This window comes from Methylomonas methanica, from assembly GCF_001644035.1.
Taxonomy (GTDB): Bacteria; Pseudomonadota; Gammaproteobacteria; order Methylococcales; family Methylomonadaceae; genus Methylomonas; species Methylomonas methanica_A.
Genome location: NZ_LUUG01000119.1, coordinates 1 through 20679 on the forward strand (window position 1 = coordinate 1; position 20679 = coordinate 20679).

Consider the following 20679-nt stretch of genomic DNA (forward strand, 5'->3'; position numbering starts at 1 on the left):
AGATTTAGTTATAACTCTTTGATTCAGGAAGGCTCTTCAAAAACGGATCGATAGTTGCCAAGTCCATACCTTTTTTACGATTTGTAATTTCTTGTTCGCGATGTCTGGAAGACTCCCTAACAAGATATGTTGCTGGGGCCAACATAAATATCGAAAGAAATACTTTGCTTGCTATGTGCGGCCAATCGATTGCTCCACCACCACTTTCAAAAACTAAATAAGCTACCGGAAATCCAGCTAAAACAAAAAAGCTTACGGCATATTGCCTCATCTTATCTGCGGCCTGACCTTCTTTTCCCGCTGCTACGGAATAACCGCCAGCAACAGCCGTTTTGGCAAGATGACCTACAATTTCATCCGCTTGTGACACTGATTCAGATAAATAATTAATCTTCTCCATGGAAATACTTTTTGCGTTATCAATATCGTCGTATAACGCTGAGATAGCAGCATTCGTATCACCATCCATTTTTGATACTTGATGCGCTATCGCTGATATTTGGTTTTCAATTCGCTTATTTCTATCGGTCCACGAGTCTTCGAAATGTCTTTCTAGCTTAGCCAGTTTATTTGACAGTTGCACAAACTCCTTTTCAAAAGAGTCACGCATTTTTTCATTGTCAGAATAATATTGGCTCAGCAACCCCTTTCCCTTCAGTTGCGCGTCGGCCAATCCCCCTAACCCTAAGGGGCTTTTATCTTCTAATAAAGATCCTATTCCTTTCTTATCCATTCGATAATACCTATATGCCGAATACGGAATACCACAGTAACTTTAATATTGCGCTTTGCTATCAAGGATCCACATTACAACTCACCCACATTTTGACTCCCCACAATTCAAACAAGTCATACACCCATCCATCAACACCATCGCCTTGGTGCTGCACTTGTTACACAACACGGCTTTCTCAGGAAACGCCTGCCCCTCCGACGTGCCATGCTGGGCTTCGAATTCCCGACGTTTTTCGTCCAGCAATTGCTGGTGATGATCGCTGAGTTTGTCCGGTTTGATCATGCCGATGTGTTTCATGTGCGATTCGATGGCGTGGCCGATTTCGGCGACCAAAGACGGCATGAAAACCCCGCCTTTTTTGAAATAACCGCCTTGCGGGTCGAATACCGCTTTCATTTCTTCCACCAAAAAGGTGGCGTCGCCGCCTTTACGAAACACCGCCGAAATCAAGCGGGTCAGCGCCAGCACCCATTGAAAATGCTCCATGTTTTTGGAGTTGATGAAGATTTCATAAGGCCGGCGCTCCTGGTGCACAGTGCCTTCGTTCAGGATGATGTCGTTGATGGTGATATACAAGGCATGCTCGGACTGCGGGGTTTTGATCTTGTAGGTGGAACCGAGCAGCATCTCCGGGCGCGCCAGATTTTCGTGCATTTCTTCCAGCGAAGGTTTTGCCAATTCCGCTTCCGCCTGCGCAGCTGCTTCGAGGCTTTCTTTAGTCAGCACTTTGTAGCTGACGATTTTTTTGTTGATTTTGTGTAGGGTCATGGGTGTTCCGTATTCTGTAGGTTGGGTTTACCCGCCGGGCATAAAGCGCATGCGTAACCCAAAATTAAATGCCGTCGTGTTGGGTTACGGCTAGCGCCTAACCCAACCTACATTTTTTGAAAATCAAAACTTGCCGTAGTAGCCTTCTTTCAAGGCATCGAACAAATTGGCTGCGGTATGGACTTCGCCGTCATATTCCACGTCTTCGTTGCCTTTAAATTCCACCACATGGCCGTCTTCCAGCGTGAATTGGTAGGTGGTGTTTTCCAGATCGGACTCTTTCACCAACACGCCCTGGAACACTTCCGGGTTGAAGCGGAACGTGGTGCAGCCTTTCAGGCCTTGGTCGTAGGCGTATTCGTAGATGGACTTGAAGTCTTCGTACGGGTAATCGGTGGGCACGTTGGCGGTTTTAGAGATCGAAGAATCGATCCAACGCTGCGCGGCGGCTTGGATATCCACATGCTGTTTCGGGGTGACATCATCGGCAGCAATAAAATAGGCCGGCAGTTGTTGCTTTGGATCTTCGCTGTACGGCATCGCGTCCGGGTTAACCAAGTGGCGGTAGGCCAGTAATTCAAAGGAAAATACGTCGATTTTTTCTTTGGATTTTTTGCCTTCACGGATCACGTTACGTGAATAATGGTGGGCAAAGCTGGGCTCGATACCGTTGCTGGCATTGTTAGCCAAGGACAGCGAAATGGTGCCGGTGGGCGCAATCGAGCTGTGATGGGTAAAGCGACAACCCACTTCCGCCAGTTCCGCGACCAACTCCGGCTGCTCCTGCGCGACTTTTTGCATGTAACGGCTGTATTTGGCATGCAGCACCTTGCCTGCCACCTGATCGCCGAGTTTGTAACCGTCGGCTGTCATTTCCGGACGTTTGTGCAGCATTTCGCCGGTGACGGTGAATAGCTGGTCCATGATAGGCGCCGGGCCTTTTTCTTTAGCCAACTCCAGACCTGCTTTCCAGCCCTCTATCGCCAATTCTTTGGTGACTTGTTCGGTAAATTCCAAGGACTCGGTATCGCCATATGTCATGCCCAGGATGGTGATGGTCGAGCCCAGACCCAAATAACCCATACCGTGGCGACGTTTGCCGGTGATTTCTTCACGTTGTTTTTCCAATGGCAGACCGTTGATTTCTACCACATTGTCCAGCATGCGGGTAAAGATGCGGATGGTTTTGCGGTAGCCTTCCCAATCGAAGCTGGCATCTTTGGTGAAGGGTTTGTCGATGAAACGGGTCAGGTTGATCGAGCCCAGCAAGCAGCTGCCGTAGGGCGGCAAGGGTTGTTCGCCGCAAGGGTTGGTGGCGCGGATATGTTCGCAGAACCAGTTGTTGTTCATCTCGTTGACCTTGTCGATCAGGATGAAGCCAGGTTCGGCGTAGTCGTAGGTGGATGACATGATGATGTCCCACAAGCGGCGGGCCGGCATGACTTTGGTAATGCGGCACGCCACCAGGCCGGCTTCGTTGACCACATAGCCTTTTTTGTTGGGCAGATCGCGCCAAACAATTTTGTCGGCATCGGTTAGATCCAGTTTATCGACATTGGCTTCGCGTTCGGTAACCGGAAAGGACAGCGGCCACTGGCCGTTGTTTTTTACCGCTTCCACGAATTCGCTGGTAATCAACAAGGACAGATTGAACTGGCGCAAACGGCCGTCTTCACGCTTGGCGCGGATAAAGTCCACCACGTCTGGATGTGCCACGTCGAAGGTCGCCATTTGCGCACCACGCCGACCGCCGGCGGACGAGACGGTGAAACACATTTTGTCGTAAATATCCATGAACGACAGCGGACCGGATGTATAAGCGCCGGCACCGGAAACGTAAGCATCGCGCGGCCGTAGCGTGGAGAACTCGTAACCGATGCCGCAACCGGCTTTTAAAGTTAAACCCGCTTCGTGGACTTTGTGCAAAATATCGTCCATCGAGTCTTCGATGATGCCGGAAACAGTGCAGTTGATGGTGGAAGTGGCCGGTTTGTGTTCCAAGGCACCAGCGTTGGAAACAATACGCCCGGCCGGAATCACGCCTTTACGCAGCGCCCATAAAAATTCTTTGTAGTGCTTTTCTTGCAGCGCCTTGGTTTTCTCGACGCTGGACAAGGCCTTGGCGACGCGCTTATAGGTTTCGTCTATGGTTTCGTCAATCGCTTTGCCGTCCTTGGTTTTTAAGCGATATTTGCTGTCCCAAATATCCAGCGAAGCACTTTGTAGCGGGATTTCGGTAGTGTCTTGCGTCACAACATGAAGTTTTGCGGTCATTCGTGGATTCCCTTTTCTAGTTGAATGGTTATTGGCCTATCTCACCGCTCCGGCACGGCTAAGATGTTGATGTTTATTGGGTTAAAACCGAAAACACTATAATCTAGCGATATACTGCATATAGTGTCTATGTGAAAATTCTAGCACAACATATTGTGTTGTCAGCGGGAAATTTTTACTAAATACCCACGCTTGCGGCTTTGTTTTTTTAACTCAAGGAGTTAGCGGCGGCATTTAATTTTAAAATGACTTGGATACTGCTGGGTCGCTTGCCAAACAGCAGACAGATGGCAATTCAAACGGCCTGTATCGGCAGCCGGCAGGGACAAGCGGTCTAGTTAAGGCGTAGTTAATATTTCTGGCTAAAATGATTTCGCCAGCTGGTTGCAGTGGATTGAAAAAGTCCCGGCTTGAGGATGAAGTTGGCAAACTAATAATGACACCACCGAGGCACACATGACTAACATCAGCAAATTTTTACTGCGGGGCGCGTTGCTGGCAGTTTTTGGCTTGGCGCAACCCTGCTTCGCCGGCATCGAAACACCGCACATCGACCAACGCCAGGAAAATCAGGACAGACGCATCGAGCAAGGCGAGGCGTCCGGCGCCTTAACCACCCGCGAAGCCAACCATTTGGAAAATCAACAAATGCGCATAGAGCGTCAAGAAGAAGTCGCGAAAGCCGACGGCGTGGTTACCGCCGGGGAACGGGCCAGACTGACCCATCAACAAAACAAAGCCAGCCACAATATCTCCCGCAAGAAGCATAATTTAAAACGGGATTAAACAAATCGTAAATTCACCCTGTTTCGTCGTTTCCGCGAATGCGGGAATCCAGTAAAATCAAAAGCCTGGATCCCCGCATTCGCGGGGATGACGCGGTGGCCTAAAGTAAAAACCTCGCCTAATAGCCGGATTCCTTGCCTGCTTAAGTTTCGCCTTTCATCAGATTGAGTAATTCGTCGGCAGACACCTTGCCGCTCATGTCCGCACCGTCCAGCAGGCTATCGGCTAGGTCGCGTTTATGGCTGTGCAGCGCGACGATTTTTTCCTCTATGGTATTTTTGGCGATCATCCGGTAAATCGTCACCGGCCGCAGCTGGCCCATGCGATGCGCGCGGTCCGAGGCTTGATCTTCCACAGCGGGATTCCACCACGGGTCCATGTGAATCACATAATCGGCGGCAGTCAGATTTAAGCCCACGCCACCGGCCTTCAAGCTGATCAAAAACAATTCGCCCTCGCCGCGCTGGAACGCGTCTACGCGTAGCTGCCTATCCTTGGCCGGCGTACTGCCATCCAGATATTGATAACGAATCCCACGCTGCTCGATATAATTTTTTATCAATTGCAAATGATCGACAAACTGGCTGAACACCAGGGCTTTGTGCTTGTTATCCAGCAATTCGTCGACAATGTCGCCGAATGCCGCCAGCTTGCTGCTGGGTAAAGCCACCGCCTGATTAGCTAACAGCGTATTGCAACAACTGCGGCGCAATTTGCTGATCGCCGCCAGAATCTGCAATTGTTTTTGCCCAGCGGGCGCATCGGCACTGCTTAACGCCGCCAGACTATCGCGGCGCAAGGCTTCGTAGAAGGCCATTTCCTCGCTGCTCAGCTCGACATAGATCGGGATTTCGGTGCGCGGCGGCAATTCCTGCAATACCTGGGTTTTGGTGCGGCGCAGAATGAAAGGCTGGATCAATTTCTTCAGTTGAAACCGCGCCTCAGCGCTGCGGTCGCGTTCGATAGGACCGGCGAAGCGTTGATTAAATTGTTCCAATGATCCCAATAAACCGGGATTGATGAACCTAAACAAATTCCACAGCTCACCCAAATGGTTTTCCAAAGGCGTGCCGGTCATGATCAGTTTAAAGTCGGCTTGCAGATTCATCGCGCCTTGCGAGCGGCGGGTGGCGATGTTTTTAATCCATTGCGCTTCGTCGAGAATCACAGTTTGGAACTGGATTTTCGCCAGCATCTCGGCAACTTGTTCCTGCTGTAACAAGCCGTAACTGCAAATCAGCAAATCATACGGCCCCAGATTATCCAGCAAGCGCTGGCGGTCGCCGCTACCGAGAATTTGCGGATTGAGCGTTGGCGCAAAACGGCCGGCTTCGTTTTCCCAGTTCATGCACACCGAAGTCGGTGCGACGATCAGGCTGGGGCCGTTCGGTGCGCGATCAACCAGCAAAGCCAAGCCCTGTACGGTCTTGCCCAAGCCCATGTCATCAGCCAGACAGGCGCCGACGCCCCAGCGGGCCAGACGCGCCAACCAGCAATAGCCATCCAGTTGATAGTCGCGCAATTCGGCTTGAAAGGTAGACGGTACTTTGGGTTGATAATCGCGCGAGTCCTTCAGCCGTTGCATGTGCGCTTGCCAATGTTTATCGGCCTTGAAACCGGCGTCGTCCTGCCAGTCTTCCAAAGTGAGCGCCGCCAAAGGATTGATCCTGACTTTCTTGCCGTGCAGATCGGCATAGGCGCGTAAATCGTCGAGCCGGCGGCGAAACTCTTCTGTCAAGGCGATGAACTGACCGTCCTGCAATTTCAAGAAGCGGCCTTCGCGATTGTTCAATAAGCCCAACAATTGCTGGATTTCGATGACGGTATCTTCATTGACTTGCAATTCGCCTTGCAAAGCAAACCAATCGTTGTCGCGCTTGATTTGCATGCTAAAGCCGCTGCCGTTGGTTTGCCCCAACAGCCGAAATCGGACGCCTTCCGGCCATTCCAATACGGCTTGCTCAGCGGGCAAAGCCTGCAATTGCAACAGCAGCTCCAGGCATTGTTCGGGCTGGTCCAATAAATAATCGCCGGCGCCATCGCGTTCCGCCTGCTCCAACACGTCGCAGGCTTGCAAAACGGTCTGCGCGCGCTGTCTCTCCAAAGCCAAGTCGCGTTTAGTCTGACAATGGCGGCCGTCGATTTCGGCCAGCACGCTTTCGCCGCCGTGACCGGGTTGATAATACGCCCCGCCGCTCGCAAACGGCCGGATCAACATCGCCACGCGCAGGCCTTCGCCCCAGGGTAATAAATGCACGCGCGGCGTGGCGTCGGCCTGCACTTGCTCGGCGCTGCTGGAACTGCCGCCGATATCCGAATGCACGGTCAACAAACCAGAAATACTGGTCAAAGTTTGCAAGACCCGGTCTTGCGCCGACACTGGCACTTCCAGCCCCTTGGCACCCAACACCGCAAAGATCTTATGATGATCACCGGTGAACTCCAGCACTCGCAAACGTGTGGGCGTTTCCTTGGCGACATAGTATTTTTGCTCGTGACCCGGCACGGGCTCCAGGCTGATTTTGATCTTGTCGCTGCCTTCCAGCTTTTTCACCCGCAGTTCGGCTTCGCCCTTGACGACATCCACCCTAACCTCTGGCGCATCGGCCCAAAACAATAAGGGATGTCCCAACAGTGCCTGCGGCATGCTGTTGTCGAACTCAAAATAAGTGCCGCTGCCGTACCAGCCGCTATCACGGTATTCCTTGATATGCGCGCACAGCTTAATGTCCTGCTCGGTTAAATAGTCAAACTTGTTGGTTTCGTGCGCCAACCGTTTCAATGCAATCGCCCTACCCTTACTCCAGCCACCCTTGGCTTGCTGTTTTTGTTCGCGCGGCTCAATCTCCAATTCGTGACTGATATCGTCGTAACTCAGTAACCAGACCAAGCGAGTAGGCTTGTCGATGGGCGCGGCGGCATCGGCTTTTTTTTCGGCCTTGGGCAAATTTAATAAGGCGTCCAACGCCAAATCCCAATCGGGACGGCTGGCGAATAATTCCGCCAACGCCGGCCGGCCATCGAAAAAACTGCAATCCCATTGCATGGAACGCGGCGGCTCTATGTGGGTGAATATCTTGGCCAACTCGGCCGCCGGCCAGCGATAACCGTTATCCAACAAATGCCGATAAAGCTTTTGGCTGAGTGGCGTGACATGATTGAATTGATCGGCTTTGACCCAAAACTTGATCAGGGCCAAAAACACATGTAGCAGCAGTGGCGGGGTTAGCAAGGTATCCGGGTAGCCGCTTTCCCGATAGCCGCTACTGATTTTATAGGTCAAATCCGTGTTTAACAGTTGATCCCGCAACGACAAGTCGCCTTGTAAAAAACGCTGAAACAAGGCTAACTGATGATAAATGCCCAACCAATAATTGTCGGCTTTAATAGCTTGGTTGATTAATGTGCCGAGTTTGGCACGTTGTTTGGCGTCGTTATTCTTCAGGATAGCCAGCGGATAAAACACCCCCGCCAATCCGTAAAAATAAGCAGTGCGTTGCCCGGACGCTTTTCGCAGTTGCACCAAGGCTGCTTCAAAACGGCTGACCGCTGCGGCAAAATCGCCGCGCAGAAAAATCAATGTCGCAGCGATGGCTTGCAGTTCCGGATCGACCTGATCCGCGACCAATCGCTCCACTTCGTCCCATTCGCCGCGCAGCAAGCGCAGTTCCAAAGCCACACGGTTCAACAATTCTTGTTGCATCCCCTGACTGACGAACAATAATTGCTGTAAAAAGCCATCCAATTTTTCATCGGCATACAAATACAGCAGTTGATGTAAGCCCGAAAACCCGGCCAGCCCCAGCAATAATTTTGGATGATGGGTGGTAAACCAGGCGACATCCAGCGGGTTTAAAAACCACGATAGATACAGTTCGTTAACGGGCGGCAGTTTGCCTAAATAATGGGCGCCGGATTCCAGACATTCGTCCACCCTGGCGTAATCGCCGCGATAAAACTGAATGCGCGCTTCGCGGATACAATCGTCCACAGTGCTGTACCGATAGTACCCATGGCCGGGCGGATTATGCATTTGTACCGCGCCGGCAAACAAGTCGAACTCCTTATCGACGACGGCTTGCCGCGTCAGCACTTCCGCCAGGGTTCGGCAGCAACGGGTGCCGCCGGATTTGAGGTTTTCTTCCAGTAAACCGGCTTTAATCAGCGGTTTTAAGCGGGCTTTGACCGCTTCCGACTTCAAAGTTTTGTCGCCTTCCCTGATACCCAAACTGCCCAGACATTTAGCCAAATTGATCAGCGAGCTATAGCCGTAATAAACAGCCAGCAACTTCAGGATAACCTGTTGCTCCGGGGTTAATGTCTTATAAGTTTTAAGGCGTTCGACTAAACGAGAAGATTGCATGATTCCGGCAAATCGACAAAAGGGGTGATGTTACCAGCTTGGTCGGACAAGCTAAAGAACCTCCAGTCAACGCGCACAAAAAAGCCCGCCGGAGCGGGCTTTTTATAGAGCGGGAAGACCTTACAGCGTAGCCAATACCTTAGCCACTGTTTCGCCCATCGCCGCCGGGGTTGGGGCGATAATTACACCCAACTCTCTCAGCATTTCGACTTTTTCCGCCGCGGACTCGCCAACCGAGGAGATAATCGCTCCAGCGTGCCCCATACGGCGGCCTTTCGGAGCGGTTAAACCGGCGATATATGCCACCACCGGCTTGCTCATGTGTTCTTTAGCGAACATCCCGGCTTCCACTTCTTGCGGGCCGCCAATCTCGCCGATCATCACGATCAGTTTGGTTTCCGGGTCTTGCTCGAATTTTTCCAGAATATCGCGGTGCGAGCTGCCGTTGATCGGGTCGCCGCCGATACCAACTGAAGTCGATACACCAATACCTAAGGCTTTCATCTGATCGGCGGCTTCGTAACCCAGCGTACCGGAACGACCGACGATACCGACATTACCGGGTATGTAAATGTGCCCCGGCATAATGCCCAGCATTGCTTTACCGGGGCTGATGGTGCCGGCGCAGTTAGGGCCGGTCAGCACCATGCGCTTTTCCTTGGGAAATTTGCTCAGGAAGATTTTGACTTTCATCATGTCCTGAGTCGGAATACCATCGGTGATCGACACACAGTATTTGATACCGGCTTCGGCTGCTTCCATGATGGAGTCAGCAGCATAAGCCGGTGGCACGAACACGATACTGGCTTCAGCGCCGGCTTGCTCCACCGCTTCCTTCACCGTGTTGAACACCGGACGACCCAAGTGAGTTTGTCCACCTTTGCCCGGCGTGATGCCACCGACGACGTTGGAGCCGTAATCGATCATCTCCTGAGCGTGGAAGGTACCGATCTTGCCGGTAAAGCCTTGCACGATGATGCGGGTTTGTTTATCGATAAAAATTGCCATTTAAATTCCTTAACCTTGCGCGGCTACAACTTGATTACGGGCGGCGACCGCTTTCTCGGCGGCTTCCGCCAAGGTGTCCGCCGTAATAATGGGCAAACCGCTCTCTTCGATGATTTTGCGACCTTCTTCAACGTTGGTACCGGACAAACGCACGATCAACGGCACTTGCATATCGATTTTTTTCACGGCATGCACTACACCCTCGGCGATCCAGTCACAGCGGTTAATACCGGCAAAAATATTGACGAGCATGGCCTTGACGTTTTTGTCGGCCAACACCATGCGGAACGCTTTTTCCGTACGTTCAGCAGAAGCACCGCCACCCACGTCCAGGAAGTTGGCCGGCTCGCCGCCCGCCAGTTTGATCATGTCCATGGTCGCCATCGCCAGCCCGGCGCCGTTAATCATGCAGCCGATGTCGCCGTCCAAACCGACGTAACTCAAGCCCCTATCGGCAGCAGCCATTTCCCGTGGGTCTTCCTGTGACTTGTCGCGCAACTCGGAAATTTTTTGCCGGCGGAACAAGGCGTTGTCGTCGAAACCCATTTTGGCGTCCAGCGCGATCAATTCATCGTGGCCGGTGATGACCAGCGGATTGATTTCCACCATATTGGCGTCCAGCTCGCGCATCGCCCGGTAGCAGCCTTGAATCAATTTGACGGCTTGCGGAATCAGATCGGCATTCAAACCCAGGGCAAAAGCCATTTCACGGGCTTGGAAATCTTGCAAACCAACGGCTGGTTCAATATAGATTTTTTTGATCGCATCCGGATTGTTTTCCGCCAGTTCCTCGATCTCCATACCGCCTTGCGCGGAACCGACCATGACGATCCGTTCCTGGGCACGGTCTATCAGCAAGCTGAAATACAATTCCTTGGCGATATCGGTACCTGCCTCGACATACAGGCGCAAGCACTGTTTGCCGGCGGGACCGGTTTGGTGAGTCACCAGTTTTTTACCCAGTAAAGACTCTGCGGCATCGCTGACTTCGTCGTGGGTCTTACAAATCTTGATACCGCCGGCCTTGCCGCGCGCCCCGGAATGAATTTGCGCTTTAACCACCCAGACGTGGCCGCCGATTTCGCGGGCGCGCTGCACCGCATCTTCCGGGCTGTAAGCCAGTCCGCCATCAGCTATTTTCACGCCATAATCGGCCAATAGCTGCTTTGCTTGGTACTCATGAATGTCCATGCACTCTCTCTTGGATTTAAAAATGTAGGTTGGGTTTACTCGCAGGGCATAAAAGCGACGCGAAACCCAACATTAAAAGCCGTCGTGTTGGGTTACGGCTAGCGCCTAACCCAACCTACAATTTTTTATTTTGATTTCGCGGCAATCGCTTCGGCGGCACGGACGATGTTATTCGCCATCCGTTCGGAAGCAGCATCTATCAAACGACCGTCAAGCGCAGCAGCGCCTTTACCTTGCGCGGCGGCTTCCTGCAACGCTACCAGGATGCGTTTGGCCTTTTCTACTTCCGCAGCCGGCGGGGTGAATACTTCGTTAGCCAGCGCGATTTGCGAGGGATGAATCGCCCATTTGCCTTCGCAGCCCAGAGCAGCCGCGCGGCGGGCGCCGGCTTTGTAACCTTCCGGGTCTTTGATGTCGCCGAATGGACCATCGATGGGACGCAGGCCGTAAGCGCGGCAAGCCACCGTCATCCGGCTGATCGCCGCGTGCCATTGGTCACCGGGGTAATCGGGATTCAAACCGCCGATGTTAACGGTACGGGCGCGATTGCTGGCGGCATAATCCGCCACCCCAAAATGCAAGGCCTCCACGCGACCGCCGATGGCGCCTTGTTTGGCGATGTCTTCCACGTTAGCCATGCCCAAAGCGGTTTCAATCAGGCACTCGATGCCGATTTTGTTTTTCAAACCTTCCTGCATTTCCAACTGGGTCAGCATCGCGTCAACCATGTAAACGTCGCCGTAAACGCCGACTTTAGGAATCAACAACGTGTCGATTTTAGCGCCGGCCTGTTCGACCAGATCGACGACATCGCGCACCATATACTGGGTATCCAGACCGTTAATACGCACGGACAGGGTAATACCGTTGCCTTTCCAATCCAGATCATTGATGGCCTGAATCACGTTTTTCCGCGCTTGCAGCTTATCGTCCGGAGCGACCGCGTCTTCCAGGTCGAGAAATACAAAGTCAACACCGCTTTTCAGGGCTTTTTCGAACATTTCCGGACTGGAACCCGGTACTGCCAACTCGCAACGTTGCACGCGTTGCGCATTGGCTTCGTAAAGTGTGTGACTCATGTATGTTTCCTACGGTTGGTTGGCCGGCTAAAAAACCGCGCCGTGCATGGATTAAAGAACGTGCCATTTTACTTTCAGAGCCTGCAATGTCAATTGCGCTTGTCAGCTTCGGTGCAGGTTTGCGCCGGTAAACGACTTGCCGAATCACGGCTTATGTGGCACCATCCCGCGATTTTCACCGATTCATTCAATATCACCTAATCTAGGAGAAACCAGATGGCAGGTCGCAATCACCTTTTTGTTCCAGGGCCAACGAATACCCCACATGAAATTCTGAGCGCGATGCATGTGCCTATGGAAGATCACCGTTCACCGATCTTCCCTAAACTGTTAAGCCCGATTCTGGAAGACCTGAAAAAAGTGTTCCGCACCGAAACCGGCCAATGCTTCGTATTCCCGGCTACCGGCACCGCCGGCTGGGAAGTGGCGATGACCAACTGCTTGAACCAGGGCGACAAAGTATTGATTTACCGCTTCGGCCAATTCGGCCACTTGTGGGCGGAAGCTTCCAAAAAACTTGGATTTGACGTGGAAATTCACCAAGTTGAATGGGGCAAAGGCATTCCGCTGGATCATCTGGAAGCCCGCCTGAAAGAAGACAAAAACCACGAAATCAAAGCTGTGCTGGCCACACATAACGAAACTTCAACCGGTGTAACCAGCGATATTCCAGGCGTGCGCAAAGCGCTGGATGCGGCCGGCCATCCAGCGCTGCTCTTCGTAGACGGCGTCAGCTCCATCGGCAGCATTGATTTTCGGCAAGATGAATGGGGTGTGGACGCAAGCATCGCGGGTTCGCAAAAAGGCTTTATGCTGCCGGCCGGTCTGGCGATTCTGGGCTTTAGCCAAAAAGCCTTGGCTGCTATCGATAACAGCAACTTCCCACGTTCTTTCTTCTCGTTGAAAGACATGGCGGCATCCAATAAAGATGGTTATACCCCATATACACCATCCACTCCTATGCTGTATGGTTTGCGTAAAGCGCTGGAATTGCTGTTGGAAGAAGGTATGGAGAACGTTTACGCCCGCCATCACCGTCTGGGCGAAGGCGTGCGCCGTGCAGTTGCAGCCTGGGGCTTGCAAACTTGCGCGCAAGCAGGTTGGGATTCCGATACCGTCACCGCGATCGTGGTACCAGCGGATAAAGATGCCCGCCAGGTCATCAGCACCGCTTACAACAAATACAATATTTCGCTGGGCGCCGGTTTGAGCGAAGTGGCCGGCAAGGTGTTCCGCATCGGCCACGTTGGCGACATGAACGATGTGTCCTTGCTGGGTGCGATTGCCGGCGTGGAAATGGCGATGCTGGATAACGGCTTGGACATTAAACCGGGTAGCGGTGTCGCCGCCGCTATTGAGTATTACCGCTCAACTGCGAAATAACATCCCCCGCATTTGACGGGTGAGCAGCAACCAGCCACCCGTCATTCGATTCAACAGGTAATTGTTCCAAATCGTTACTCATCCCCCTTTGGCGCATCCCAAAACAGGCTAATGTGCCCGGCCCCTGGGACTTTTGAACACGAGACAAGCAGCCGTGTTTTGTGCACTAAGCACCAAAAGTAACCATCTTTTGCACCATTCCACATCAAAAATACCTGATTTTTTACACCAAGAATGATGAAAAATATCAGTAAATAATTAAAATAAATAGACTTTTCAGGACGAGGCATTACTTTTGCTGCATATGAACTTGAGTTATCTTCTGACTCCAAAGCCTAGGGAGAAAATCATGAGACACCGCCTGTTACTGTTTGCAGCACTTATCGCCCCTGCTCATGCGGAACTTCATGAACAAGAGCCAACTGAAATACACACCCAAGCACTGCTAAACAATGCAACCCAGATTAGCCAGACGCCAAGTTCAGACCTTTTCGCACAGGGCTTATGCTGGCTCCCCAGTAGTTTAACCGGCAAAAATAACGCCGACGAGATCGACAATTGCGTTATCGAAGCCATTTACGCCTCAGGATTAAATCGAGAAAATGCCAGCGAAGCTCGCGGCATTGAAACTTTGAACTGGTCTGTGATGAACTATCCCGCCATCAGTAGCGGCGCGTGGTCATTTATCCCTGATATTGGTTACCAATTTCTACTGGAAAAAACCGCAGCCCCCCAACCCAGCCTGGAATCCGTTTCGGCGGTTAGCGAAAAGCCCTTATCATCCATGCCCCTCGCCACATTAACCTGGTTTGTATTGGGTTGCATGCTGGGTTCCTTAGCGATGCTACGTAGAAACCAAGAAAAGCTGGCAATCGTCACCGATTAAATTTTTACCGGGCGTTTGCACTGCGAATTTCAATTCTTTATAGTCCCTCCTGCCGGCGCTTTGTTCAGCGCCGGCATTTTCAGGGGCTAGTCCACTATCTCCCGATCATTAGACGACGACGCGTTGGGAGATGTGCACATGGCAAAATCCTTATATCAACTGTTAAACATACCTGAGTCCGCCAACGAGCAGCAAATACATAGCGCGTTCAAGGACATTGAAAGACATTGGGCAAAACGCGAAGACGACTCGGCGATAGAGACGTTGAACCGGGCAAGAGAAGCGTTTGAGATCCTGTCCGATACCAATCGGTGCATCGCCTATGATCGCAAATTAGCGGCGAGCCGCTTACCACCTACGGAAATAACGCCTCCTACAGCAATCAAAAGCAGCCACACAGGCCAATGGCTGCAAAGAATGGCTATTGCTCTCCTGCTGCTGTTTCCAATAGCGTCATGGATTTATCACAATAACCAGCAAACCAAACAACAAACTGAACTAGAGCGCATCCAAAATGACAAGTCGATTGCCGCCGCCGCGTTGCTAAAAAGCCAACAAGAGCGCCTGTTACGCGAAAATCAACAGATTAACGCTCAATACAGAGACGAACAGGCAGCCAAACGCGCGGAAATCGAACTACGCCTTAGGCAACAGCAGCTGGATGACGCCAGAATGCTTAGTGAGCAACAGCTGCAAAACCAAGCTCGCAGCCTGGATTTAATGGAAAAACGTCTGAATACCGATACGCGCGCTCAAGAACAAAACATCGCCGAACGCCAAGCCGAACTGCAATACCAAAAACCGGCCATGGCGATGACCTTGCAAGAGCAACAAGACCAACATTTGGCCCTACAGCGGCAAAGATCCTTAAAGCAACACGATGAAAACATTGCCAGCATCAACAGCCTGCGCGCGGCACGTTTGAAAGCATACGACCGTGACCACGGCAATGGCGGCATAAGCACTTCAAACCCGGCCGTCGATCCTTAATCTCCTCGCAACTGATTCGAGCCTGAAAGCACGATAGGAAATCCAATGACCAAACCCAAAGTCCTGCTTAGCCGCCGTTGGCCGGCAAGTGTTGAAGCTAAACTGCAAGCCCTTTACGACGTCACGCTGAATACAGACGACCATCCGTTAAGCGCCGACGAATTTAAAGCGGCGTTACAAAATTACGACGCTGTGTGTCCCAGCGTTTGCGATTCCCTGCCAGCCGAGGTGCTGAACGTGGCTAACAAGCGCTGCAAAATTCTGGGTAATTTTGGCGTGGGTTATAACCATATCGATATTGTCGCCGCCAAACAGCAAGGCCTGATCGTCACCAATACCCCGGGCGTGTTGACACAAAGCACCGCCGATATTGCAATGACCTTGCTACTGATGTCGGCGCGGCGCGGCGCCGAGGGCGATAGACTGGTCCGCGCCGGCGCATGGACCGGCTGGTGCCCGACCCATATGATGAGCAGCGACGTGACCGGCGCCACATTGGGACTAATCGGCTTCGGCCGCATAGCCCAAGCCATGGCGCGGAAAGCTCATCACGGCTTTGGTATGAAAATCCTGTACCTCAAACCCAGCCCGGCGGAACCAGCCATCGTCGACGAGCTACAAGCTGTGCGTTGTGAGACTCTGGAAGAGTTATTACCGCAATGCGATTACGTGTCGCTACATTGCCCGGGCGGTAATGAAACCCGGCATTTAATCAATGCAAATACCTTGAATTTAATGAAACCCACCGCGCACTTAATCAATACCGCCCGCGGCGATGTGGTGGACAGTAAAGCCTTGATTAAAGCCTTGCGAGAAAATCGCATTGCCGGCGCCGGCCTGGATGTTTACGAAGGCGAACCCAACATCGACCCCGGCTTTTTGACGCTGGACAATGCCGCACTCCTCCCCCACCTGGGCAGCGCCACAATTGCGACGCGAACCGCGATGGGGGAGAAGGTGCTGGCAAATTTGCAGGCCTATTTTTCAGGTGCTGAACTGCCGGATAGAGTAGTTTGAGGCGTCACTGCGAACCGTTGAGTAGTCCGCAGTGAATATGAGCAGGTGCTCTAAGCCAACTTGGCTGGCGTTGTTTTCTGCTTTTTTACACCCAATATACCCATCAAGCCCGCTAAAAATGACCAAACGGCGGCGGGCAGCGGAACAGCCGCTGGCTGTAAGGTTCCGTTAATTGTTACATCCGTATAAAAACTCCTGGCCTCACCTTGTCCCAGCGTAAATGTGTATGTCATAAAACTGTTATCGCCGGCACTTACTAGGGCGGAATCGTAAGACGTCACATTTAGCAAGCCATTATTAAAATATGCGTTAGCTAACAACTGCGATGAAAGCGCGTCTGAAAAATCGACAATGACATCCGTAGCCGCATCGCCTTGGGTAGAAGCTTGTATGGCATAGTTCAATGTCAGCACTATTTGTTGATCCTCAGCGCTTTCATTCAAAAAATCCAGCTGATACCAGCCAATATGCTGAGAAGTAAAACTACCAGCCGACGCGTAGCCATTGACCGCAAACATATGCGCGGCACCAAAACCCAAGGAGGAAACCGCTACTGCGTTATCTGAAGCCGGCACAATAGCTCCTACACTGCCGGGAGCAGAAAAAACGTAGGAAAACGCCGCATCCGCTGGGGTGTATGCGCTGGTCGCCGTTACCCCATTCGCCAGATCGCCTATGCCGAACGAAATAGTTGATTGGCTGGTGAACGAACTACTCGCCTGCGAATTTTGACCAATGCTTAGTAAAGCCAAAGTCACTAGACTGTTCAAAAGTTTTTGCTTGTTACTCAATATTTTCATTTCTAAATCCTAGTGCAACTGAATAATTCGGACGCAAGCCGACAATATGCCGACTTGGGCCAAGGAATTAATAAATTAAGGGACCTGTAAATAGCTCTCAAACGGTAACAATGGTGTTTGCGAACCATTTGCTCCTACAGGCGGAATCACTAGGAATTCTTCGGTAGCCAACTCGGCACTCAACGGATTGCCCGCTGTCACCGAAATGTGATCGCCGACATGCCCGTTGGGTACTTTGATTTCCGGATGGTCGAAAGGCGCTTTTTCATAACGTACCCGCTCATCGGTAAAACTTTTCAATAGTGCCAGCAAGTCGGCACGTTGCTCGGGCGCATTTGCCAAGGCGATATTCGAAACCAAGGTATGTCTATCCGGATTGTCGTTGTTGCCTTTTCTAGAATAAAACTCAAGAACCTGCTCCAAAGTCGACATGCTACCGTTATGCATATATGGACCAGTCAGCTCGATATTCCGCAAACCCGGTATTTTGAAGGTGGCTTTTTTAGCGACGCCCAACTTTAAAGGCGCCGAGCTTAGAGATGCATTAGCCGCAGTAATTGTCGGTATATTCCCCTTCAACGCAAAATCGTTAATGCAATCCTGATTTTTTAGAACACCTTCCCTAGAGCCATCCGCCTGAATGCCATTAGGCGTGGTGAATATTACTAGGTTTGTCGTGCTGACGTTCTTGGCTATCTCCACCAAAAAATCGCAGCTACGCACACTTTTTACTACTTTATCTTTTATATTTGAGTAATTTCCTAACAAGTACTGAACATATTGATCTGAATATGACAAGGGATTACCAAAGTCGTCCACATCGCCTATCCCTGGATCACCTGCGGGATCGGCCACGCCAGTATTAGCAAAACCAAGATCCATCAATTTAATACCGCCAACAGTGGTATTACGTGTAACGACGCTGACATGCGGGCTGATACCTGCTGCGTAAGCACCTCCGTCTGGCCCCAAAGCGTCAGGTCCGTAGGGTATTGAAAGGTCATTACCATAGAAACCGTTGAGCGTCTCATCGACCAGTGTGCTATTCAAGGTAATTGCCGCAGTAGTCAAAGCCGGACCGGAGTGGCACAAATTACAGTGATTGTTGGTGAATGTTGCCAAGCCGTTATTCAAAGAATCAATCTCCGCCTGAGTTTTACCCATCCCTTCCCAAGTTGGCAGGTGAGTAAACGGATCGCGCGGGGTCAAATCAATCGGGGCCTGATCGGAAACCAGAGTGCCTTGATAAAGCTGTAACGCAATGCCAAAGAACATTGAAAAATTAGCTTCCATTTGATTATAAGGTTCTTGACCGGGCGCCGCTCCAAATGGGCCAGTTGAACTGAACGACCAAAACTTAGGGTTAAAAGCCCCCATAATCAAATTTTTATACGTAGTATTCAAACCCGGTTTGAGGCTTCCTGGCGTACTTAAGCTCAACGCACCCAAGACGCTATCTTCGTTATGCACTTTCTGACCTTGTAGAGGCTGGCGCAATAATAATTTTCTGCCAATGTTGGGCCATTTCCGACTCGCACAAGACATTTCGACGTCGCTCAATGCCGGGCCCATGGATAGGGAAGCGAGCGATGCATTTTCCAGTCTGAGCTTCTTTTTGGCAGCGCTTCTGGCACTGGTTTTAACCCAGACACCCGCATCGATATCGCGATCACCCCAAGGACTTGCGCCGTTATAGATATTGTTGGCTCTACCATCCCAAAAGTTTCTGTGATTGAAAATAGCGTTCACCACCGTTGGGGCGTTTCTCGGCTCCACTCGTCTGGTACCGGTTCCATCGACATGAAAGATGGGATCAACAGAGCGAGCACATTGATCTTGCTCACCGGTAAATTTCGATACGCCGGTAAAATTCCCGCTGAAAGTGCCTGATGACGAAACAACATCATCGGTTGCAAAAGAAATACCGCTTGCCTTATTTAAAGGATCATTAAAACGGAAGGTCGGAAAATCCGTGGTTTTAAGCGTGTAATTTGGGCCACCACTATCGGCACTGGAAGGCAAGCGCTCAAAAGTTTCAGCAGTCGCAGCTTTGCTTTTCAGCCCGGGGTTCATTTGGTTCTTAACCCGACTATCTGCACCGGCATGAAAATGGCAAGACCCGCAAGCCATCCCATCACTGCCAACGTTGACATCCCAAAACAATGCCTTTCCCAAAGCAATCGCTTTTTGTTTATCCACGACGATAGGATCGCTACCATCGATAGGTAAAAAATTTACCGGCAACTCACCCAAAGTACCAAAAACCTTTGGTATCGGCACGTTTTGCAACGGCATCGGCTGCGGCCCGTGGGCAAAAGCAAATGGCAACCAAAATAACCATCCCGCGGTTGTCCAGCCCAATTTATTCATAACTCGCATAATTACCTCGTCTAAATGCAAACTTGTTTGAATTTGAAGTCAATAAGCAAAAATAAAACCATTTACATAATCACTATTCAAAACATGTGGTTATATTGATCTCAACTCTTCCAGTAGCGCTTCTGAAGTGGGCAATGCGTCATTTGACACAATTTGATCGAAACATCCAGGCAAATACCGAATCAAGAATCGAGCAGACGGCGGATAGAGCCGGCAAGCGCAAAACGATGCCACTAACTCCTGAAATCTGATCAAAAAAAAGGGGTGGCGTTACCGCCACCCCGTCAAACGCAGAGCAATAGATCGTTGATTAACCCTGCCCTTAAATACTGCTCGCCTTAATGCCCTTGCCTGTTGAAGTACACACTAGCCTGAGCTTCGACGAGCCCGGCCCTAACGAAATACCAGTGATAAATAGGGCCGGATTAATAGTGGGCTTAGGCTGCTAATGAATTCTTCTTTCTTCCAAAAGACAGCAAGCCCAACAAACCACTACCAAACATCCAAACGGCAGCCGGTACCGGCACTGCTGCGGCAGTCTGCTCGATCACGACATTGTCTAAACGCATTTTGTACGCACTTCCAGCTGTCACGAACGAATCAGGTTCACCGATAAAATGAATCCAGAACGCACTGATATTTTGAAAGCCGCTATTTAGCACCAAGGTACCGTTGAAACTATCCGCAGCCGTATTCGCAACAGTCTGATAAGCCACGCGAGTCGCATAATCAGTGCCATTTCCGCTAGACAGATTAGGATTATCCGCCTGACTAAAACCTAAAATCTCCCAAGAGCCAGCTCTACGATTGACGAACGGGCTGGAAGTGGACCAGGGAGCGGAAAACTGCATGGATTTCAGGTCGAACGCTTGTCCATCCTGGGCGCGAATATAAATGCCTGAAGAATCATTGTGATAAGCCACTTCATATAATTCGGTAACGCCATCTGGGCCAAAGTCATTGTTTTCCTGATGCAGATGGTTGGTTAGATTGGTATCACTCACCACGCCCATCACAAA

14 protein-coding genes and 1 pseudogene are annotated in these 20679 nt (G+C 51.1%); 5 read left to right on the forward strand and 10 right to left on the reverse strand.

Features of this window, described 5'->3' with window-relative positions:
- Nucleotides 1-4: 4 nt before the first annotated feature.
- From A1332_RS21800 to A1332_RS21810, 3 genes are all read right to left on the reverse strand, one after another.
- On the reverse strand, nucleotides 5-733 hold the full coding sequence (locus A1332_RS21800) for a hypothetical protein (RefSeq protein WP_064010515.1): 729 nt from the start codon (nucleotides 731-733) through the stop codon (nucleotides 5-7).
- 81 nt (nucleotides 734-814) lie between these two features.
- On the reverse strand, nucleotides 815-1504 hold the full coding sequence (locus A1332_RS21805) for a hypothetical protein (protein WP_064010516.1): 690 nt from the start codon (nucleotides 1502-1504) through the stop codon (nucleotides 815-817).
- Between the two features lie 123 nt (nucleotides 1505-1627).
- Entirely contained in the window at nucleotides 1628-3778 is a 2151-nt protein-coding gene (locus A1332_RS21810; protein ID WP_064010517.1) for an adenosylcobalamin-dependent ribonucleoside-diphosphate reductase, read from the reverse strand.
- 456 nt (nucleotides 3779-4234) lie between these two features.
- Between A1332_RS21810 and A1332_RS21815 the strand changes: the two genes are divergently transcribed.
- On the forward strand, nucleotides 4235-4564 hold the full coding sequence (locus A1332_RS21815; protein ID WP_064010518.1) for a hypothetical protein: 330 nt from the start codon (nucleotides 4235-4237) through the stop codon (nucleotides 4562-4564).
- A gap of 142 nt (nucleotides 4565-4706) precedes the next feature.
- On the opposite strand, the gene A1332_RS21820 is transcribed toward A1332_RS21815, so the two are convergent.
- The 4 genes from A1332_RS21820 to A1332_RS21835 all read right to left on the reverse strand — a co-directional run bounded on the left by A1332_RS21820 (nucleotide 4707) and on the right by A1332_RS21835 (nucleotide 12205).
- Nucleotides 4707-8927, reverse strand: coding sequence for a DEAD/DEAH box helicase (locus A1332_RS21820; protein WP_064010519.1), 4221 nt, complete (start codon nucleotides 8925-8927; stop codon nucleotides 4707-4709).
- 120 nt (nucleotides 8928-9047) lie between these two features.
- Entirely contained in the window at nucleotides 9048-9935 is an 888-nt protein-coding gene (gene sucD, locus A1332_RS21825) for a succinate--CoA ligase subunit alpha (protein ID WP_064010520.1), read from the reverse strand.
- A gap of 9 nt (nucleotides 9936-9944) precedes the next feature.
- Nucleotides 9945-11126, reverse strand: coding sequence for a malate--CoA ligase subunit beta (locus tag A1332_RS21830; RefSeq protein WP_064010521.1), 1182 nt, complete (start codon nucleotides 11124-11126; stop codon nucleotides 9945-9947).
- Between the two features lie 125 nt (nucleotides 11127-11251).
- Nucleotides 11252-12205 carry an HpcH/HpaI aldolase/citrate lyase family protein gene (locus A1332_RS21835; RefSeq protein ID WP_020482090.1) on the reverse strand — a complete coding sequence of 318 codons (954 nt, stop codon included), beginning with the start codon at nucleotides 12203-12205 and terminating at the stop codon, nucleotides 11252-11254.
- 216 nt (nucleotides 12206-12421) lie between these two features.
- Between A1332_RS21835 and A1332_RS21840 the strand changes: the two genes are divergently transcribed.
- From A1332_RS21840 to A1332_RS21860, 4 genes are all read left to right on the forward strand, one after another.
- Nucleotides 12422-13588, forward strand: a complete 1167-nt coding sequence (locus A1332_RS21840) for an aminotransferase class V-fold PLP-dependent enzyme (RefSeq protein WP_064010522.1) — start codon at nucleotides 12422-12424, stop codon at nucleotides 13586-13588.
- A 310-nt stretch (nucleotides 13589-13898) separates the two neighbouring features.
- Complete coding sequence (locus tag A1332_RS21850; protein ID WP_157204080.1) at nucleotides 13899-14474, forward strand: hypothetical protein; 576 nt, start codon at nucleotides 13899-13901, stop codon at nucleotides 14472-14474.
- Nucleotides 14475-14612: 138 nt separating this feature from the next.
- Complete coding sequence (locus A1332_RS21855; protein ID WP_064010525.1) at nucleotides 14613-15464, forward strand: hypothetical protein; 852 nt, start codon at nucleotides 14613-14615, stop codon at nucleotides 15462-15464.
- A 45-nt stretch (nucleotides 15465-15509) separates the two neighbouring features.
- On the forward strand, nucleotides 15510-16481 hold the full coding sequence (locus A1332_RS21860; RefSeq protein WP_064010526.1) for a 2-hydroxyacid dehydrogenase: 972 nt from the start codon (nucleotides 15510-15512) through the stop codon (nucleotides 16479-16481).
- Between the two features lie 50 nt (nucleotides 16482-16531).
- Here A1332_RS21860 and A1332_RS21865 read toward each other — a convergent pair whose 3' ends face one another.
- From A1332_RS21865 to A1332_RS26175, 3 genes and pseudogenes are all read right to left on the reverse strand, one after another.
- Nucleotides 16532-17281 carry a hypothetical protein gene (locus tag A1332_RS21865; RefSeq protein WP_064010527.1) on the reverse strand — a complete coding sequence of 250 codons (750 nt, stop codon included), beginning with the start codon at nucleotides 17279-17281 and terminating at the stop codon, nucleotides 16532-16534.
- A 75-nt stretch (nucleotides 17282-17356) separates the two neighbouring features.
- Nucleotides 17357-19651: a cytochrome c peroxidase gene (locus A1332_RS21870; RefSeq protein WP_064010528.1), complete on the reverse strand. Its 2295-nt coding sequence runs from the start codon at nucleotides 19649-19651 to the stop codon at nucleotides 17357-17359.
- 446 nt (nucleotides 19652-20097) lie between these two features.
- Nucleotides 20098-20679, reverse strand: a pseudogene (locus A1332_RS26175) (hypothetical protein); the annotation flags it as partial.

What these genes read in the sequence shown, in the direction of transcription:
- A1332_RS21810 (WP_064010517.1), bottom strand. Translation starts at nt 3,778, where the DNA reads ATGACCGCAAAACTTCATGTTGTGACGCAAGACACTACCGAAATCCCG.
- A1332_RS21830 (WP_064010521.1), bottom strand. Translation starts at nt 11,126, where the DNA reads ATGGACATTCATGAGTACCAAGCAAAGCAGCTATTGGCCGATTATGGC.
- A1332_RS21805 (WP_064010516.1), bottom strand. Translation starts at nt 1,504, where the DNA reads ATGACCCTACACAAAATCAACAAAAAAATCGTCAGCTACAAAGTGCTG.
- A1332_RS21815 (WP_064010518.1), top strand. Translation starts at nt 4,235, where the DNA reads ATGACTAACATCAGCAAATTTTTACTGCGGGGCGCGTTGCTGGCAGTT.
- A1332_RS21835 (WP_020482090.1), bottom strand. Translation starts at nt 12,205, where the DNA reads ATGAGTCACACACTTTACGAAGCCAATGCGCAACGCGTGCAACGTTGC.
- A1332_RS21870 (WP_064010528.1), bottom strand. Translation starts at nt 19,651, where the DNA reads ATGAATAAATTGGGCTGGACAACCGCGGGATGGTTATTTTGGTTGCCA.
- A1332_RS21855 (WP_064010525.1), top strand. Translation starts at nt 14,613, where the DNA reads ATGGCAAAATCCTTATATCAACTGTTAAACATACCTGAGTCCGCCAAC.
- A1332_RS21860 (WP_064010526.1), top strand. Translation starts at nt 15,510, where the DNA reads ATGACCAAACCCAAAGTCCTGCTTAGCCGCCGTTGGCCGGCAAGTGTT.
- A1332_RS21820 (WP_064010519.1), bottom strand. Translation starts at nt 8,927, where the DNA reads ATGCAATCTTCTCGTTTAGTCGAACGCCTTAAAACTTATAAGACATTA.
- sucD (WP_064010520.1), bottom strand. Translation starts at nt 9,935, where the DNA reads ATGGCAATTTTTATCGATAAACAAACCCGCATCATCGTGCAAGGCTTT.
- A1332_RS21865 (WP_064010527.1), bottom strand. Translation starts at nt 17,281, where the DNA reads ATGAAAATATTGAGTAACAAGCAAAAACTTTTGAACAGTCTAGTGACT.
- A1332_RS21800 (WP_064010515.1), bottom strand. Translation starts at nt 733, where the DNA reads ATGGATAAGAAAGGAATAGGATCTTTATTAGAAGATAAAAGCCCCTTA.
- A1332_RS21840 (WP_064010522.1), top strand. Translation starts at nt 12,422, where the DNA reads ATGGCAGGTCGCAATCACCTTTTTGTTCCAGGGCCAACGAATACCCCA.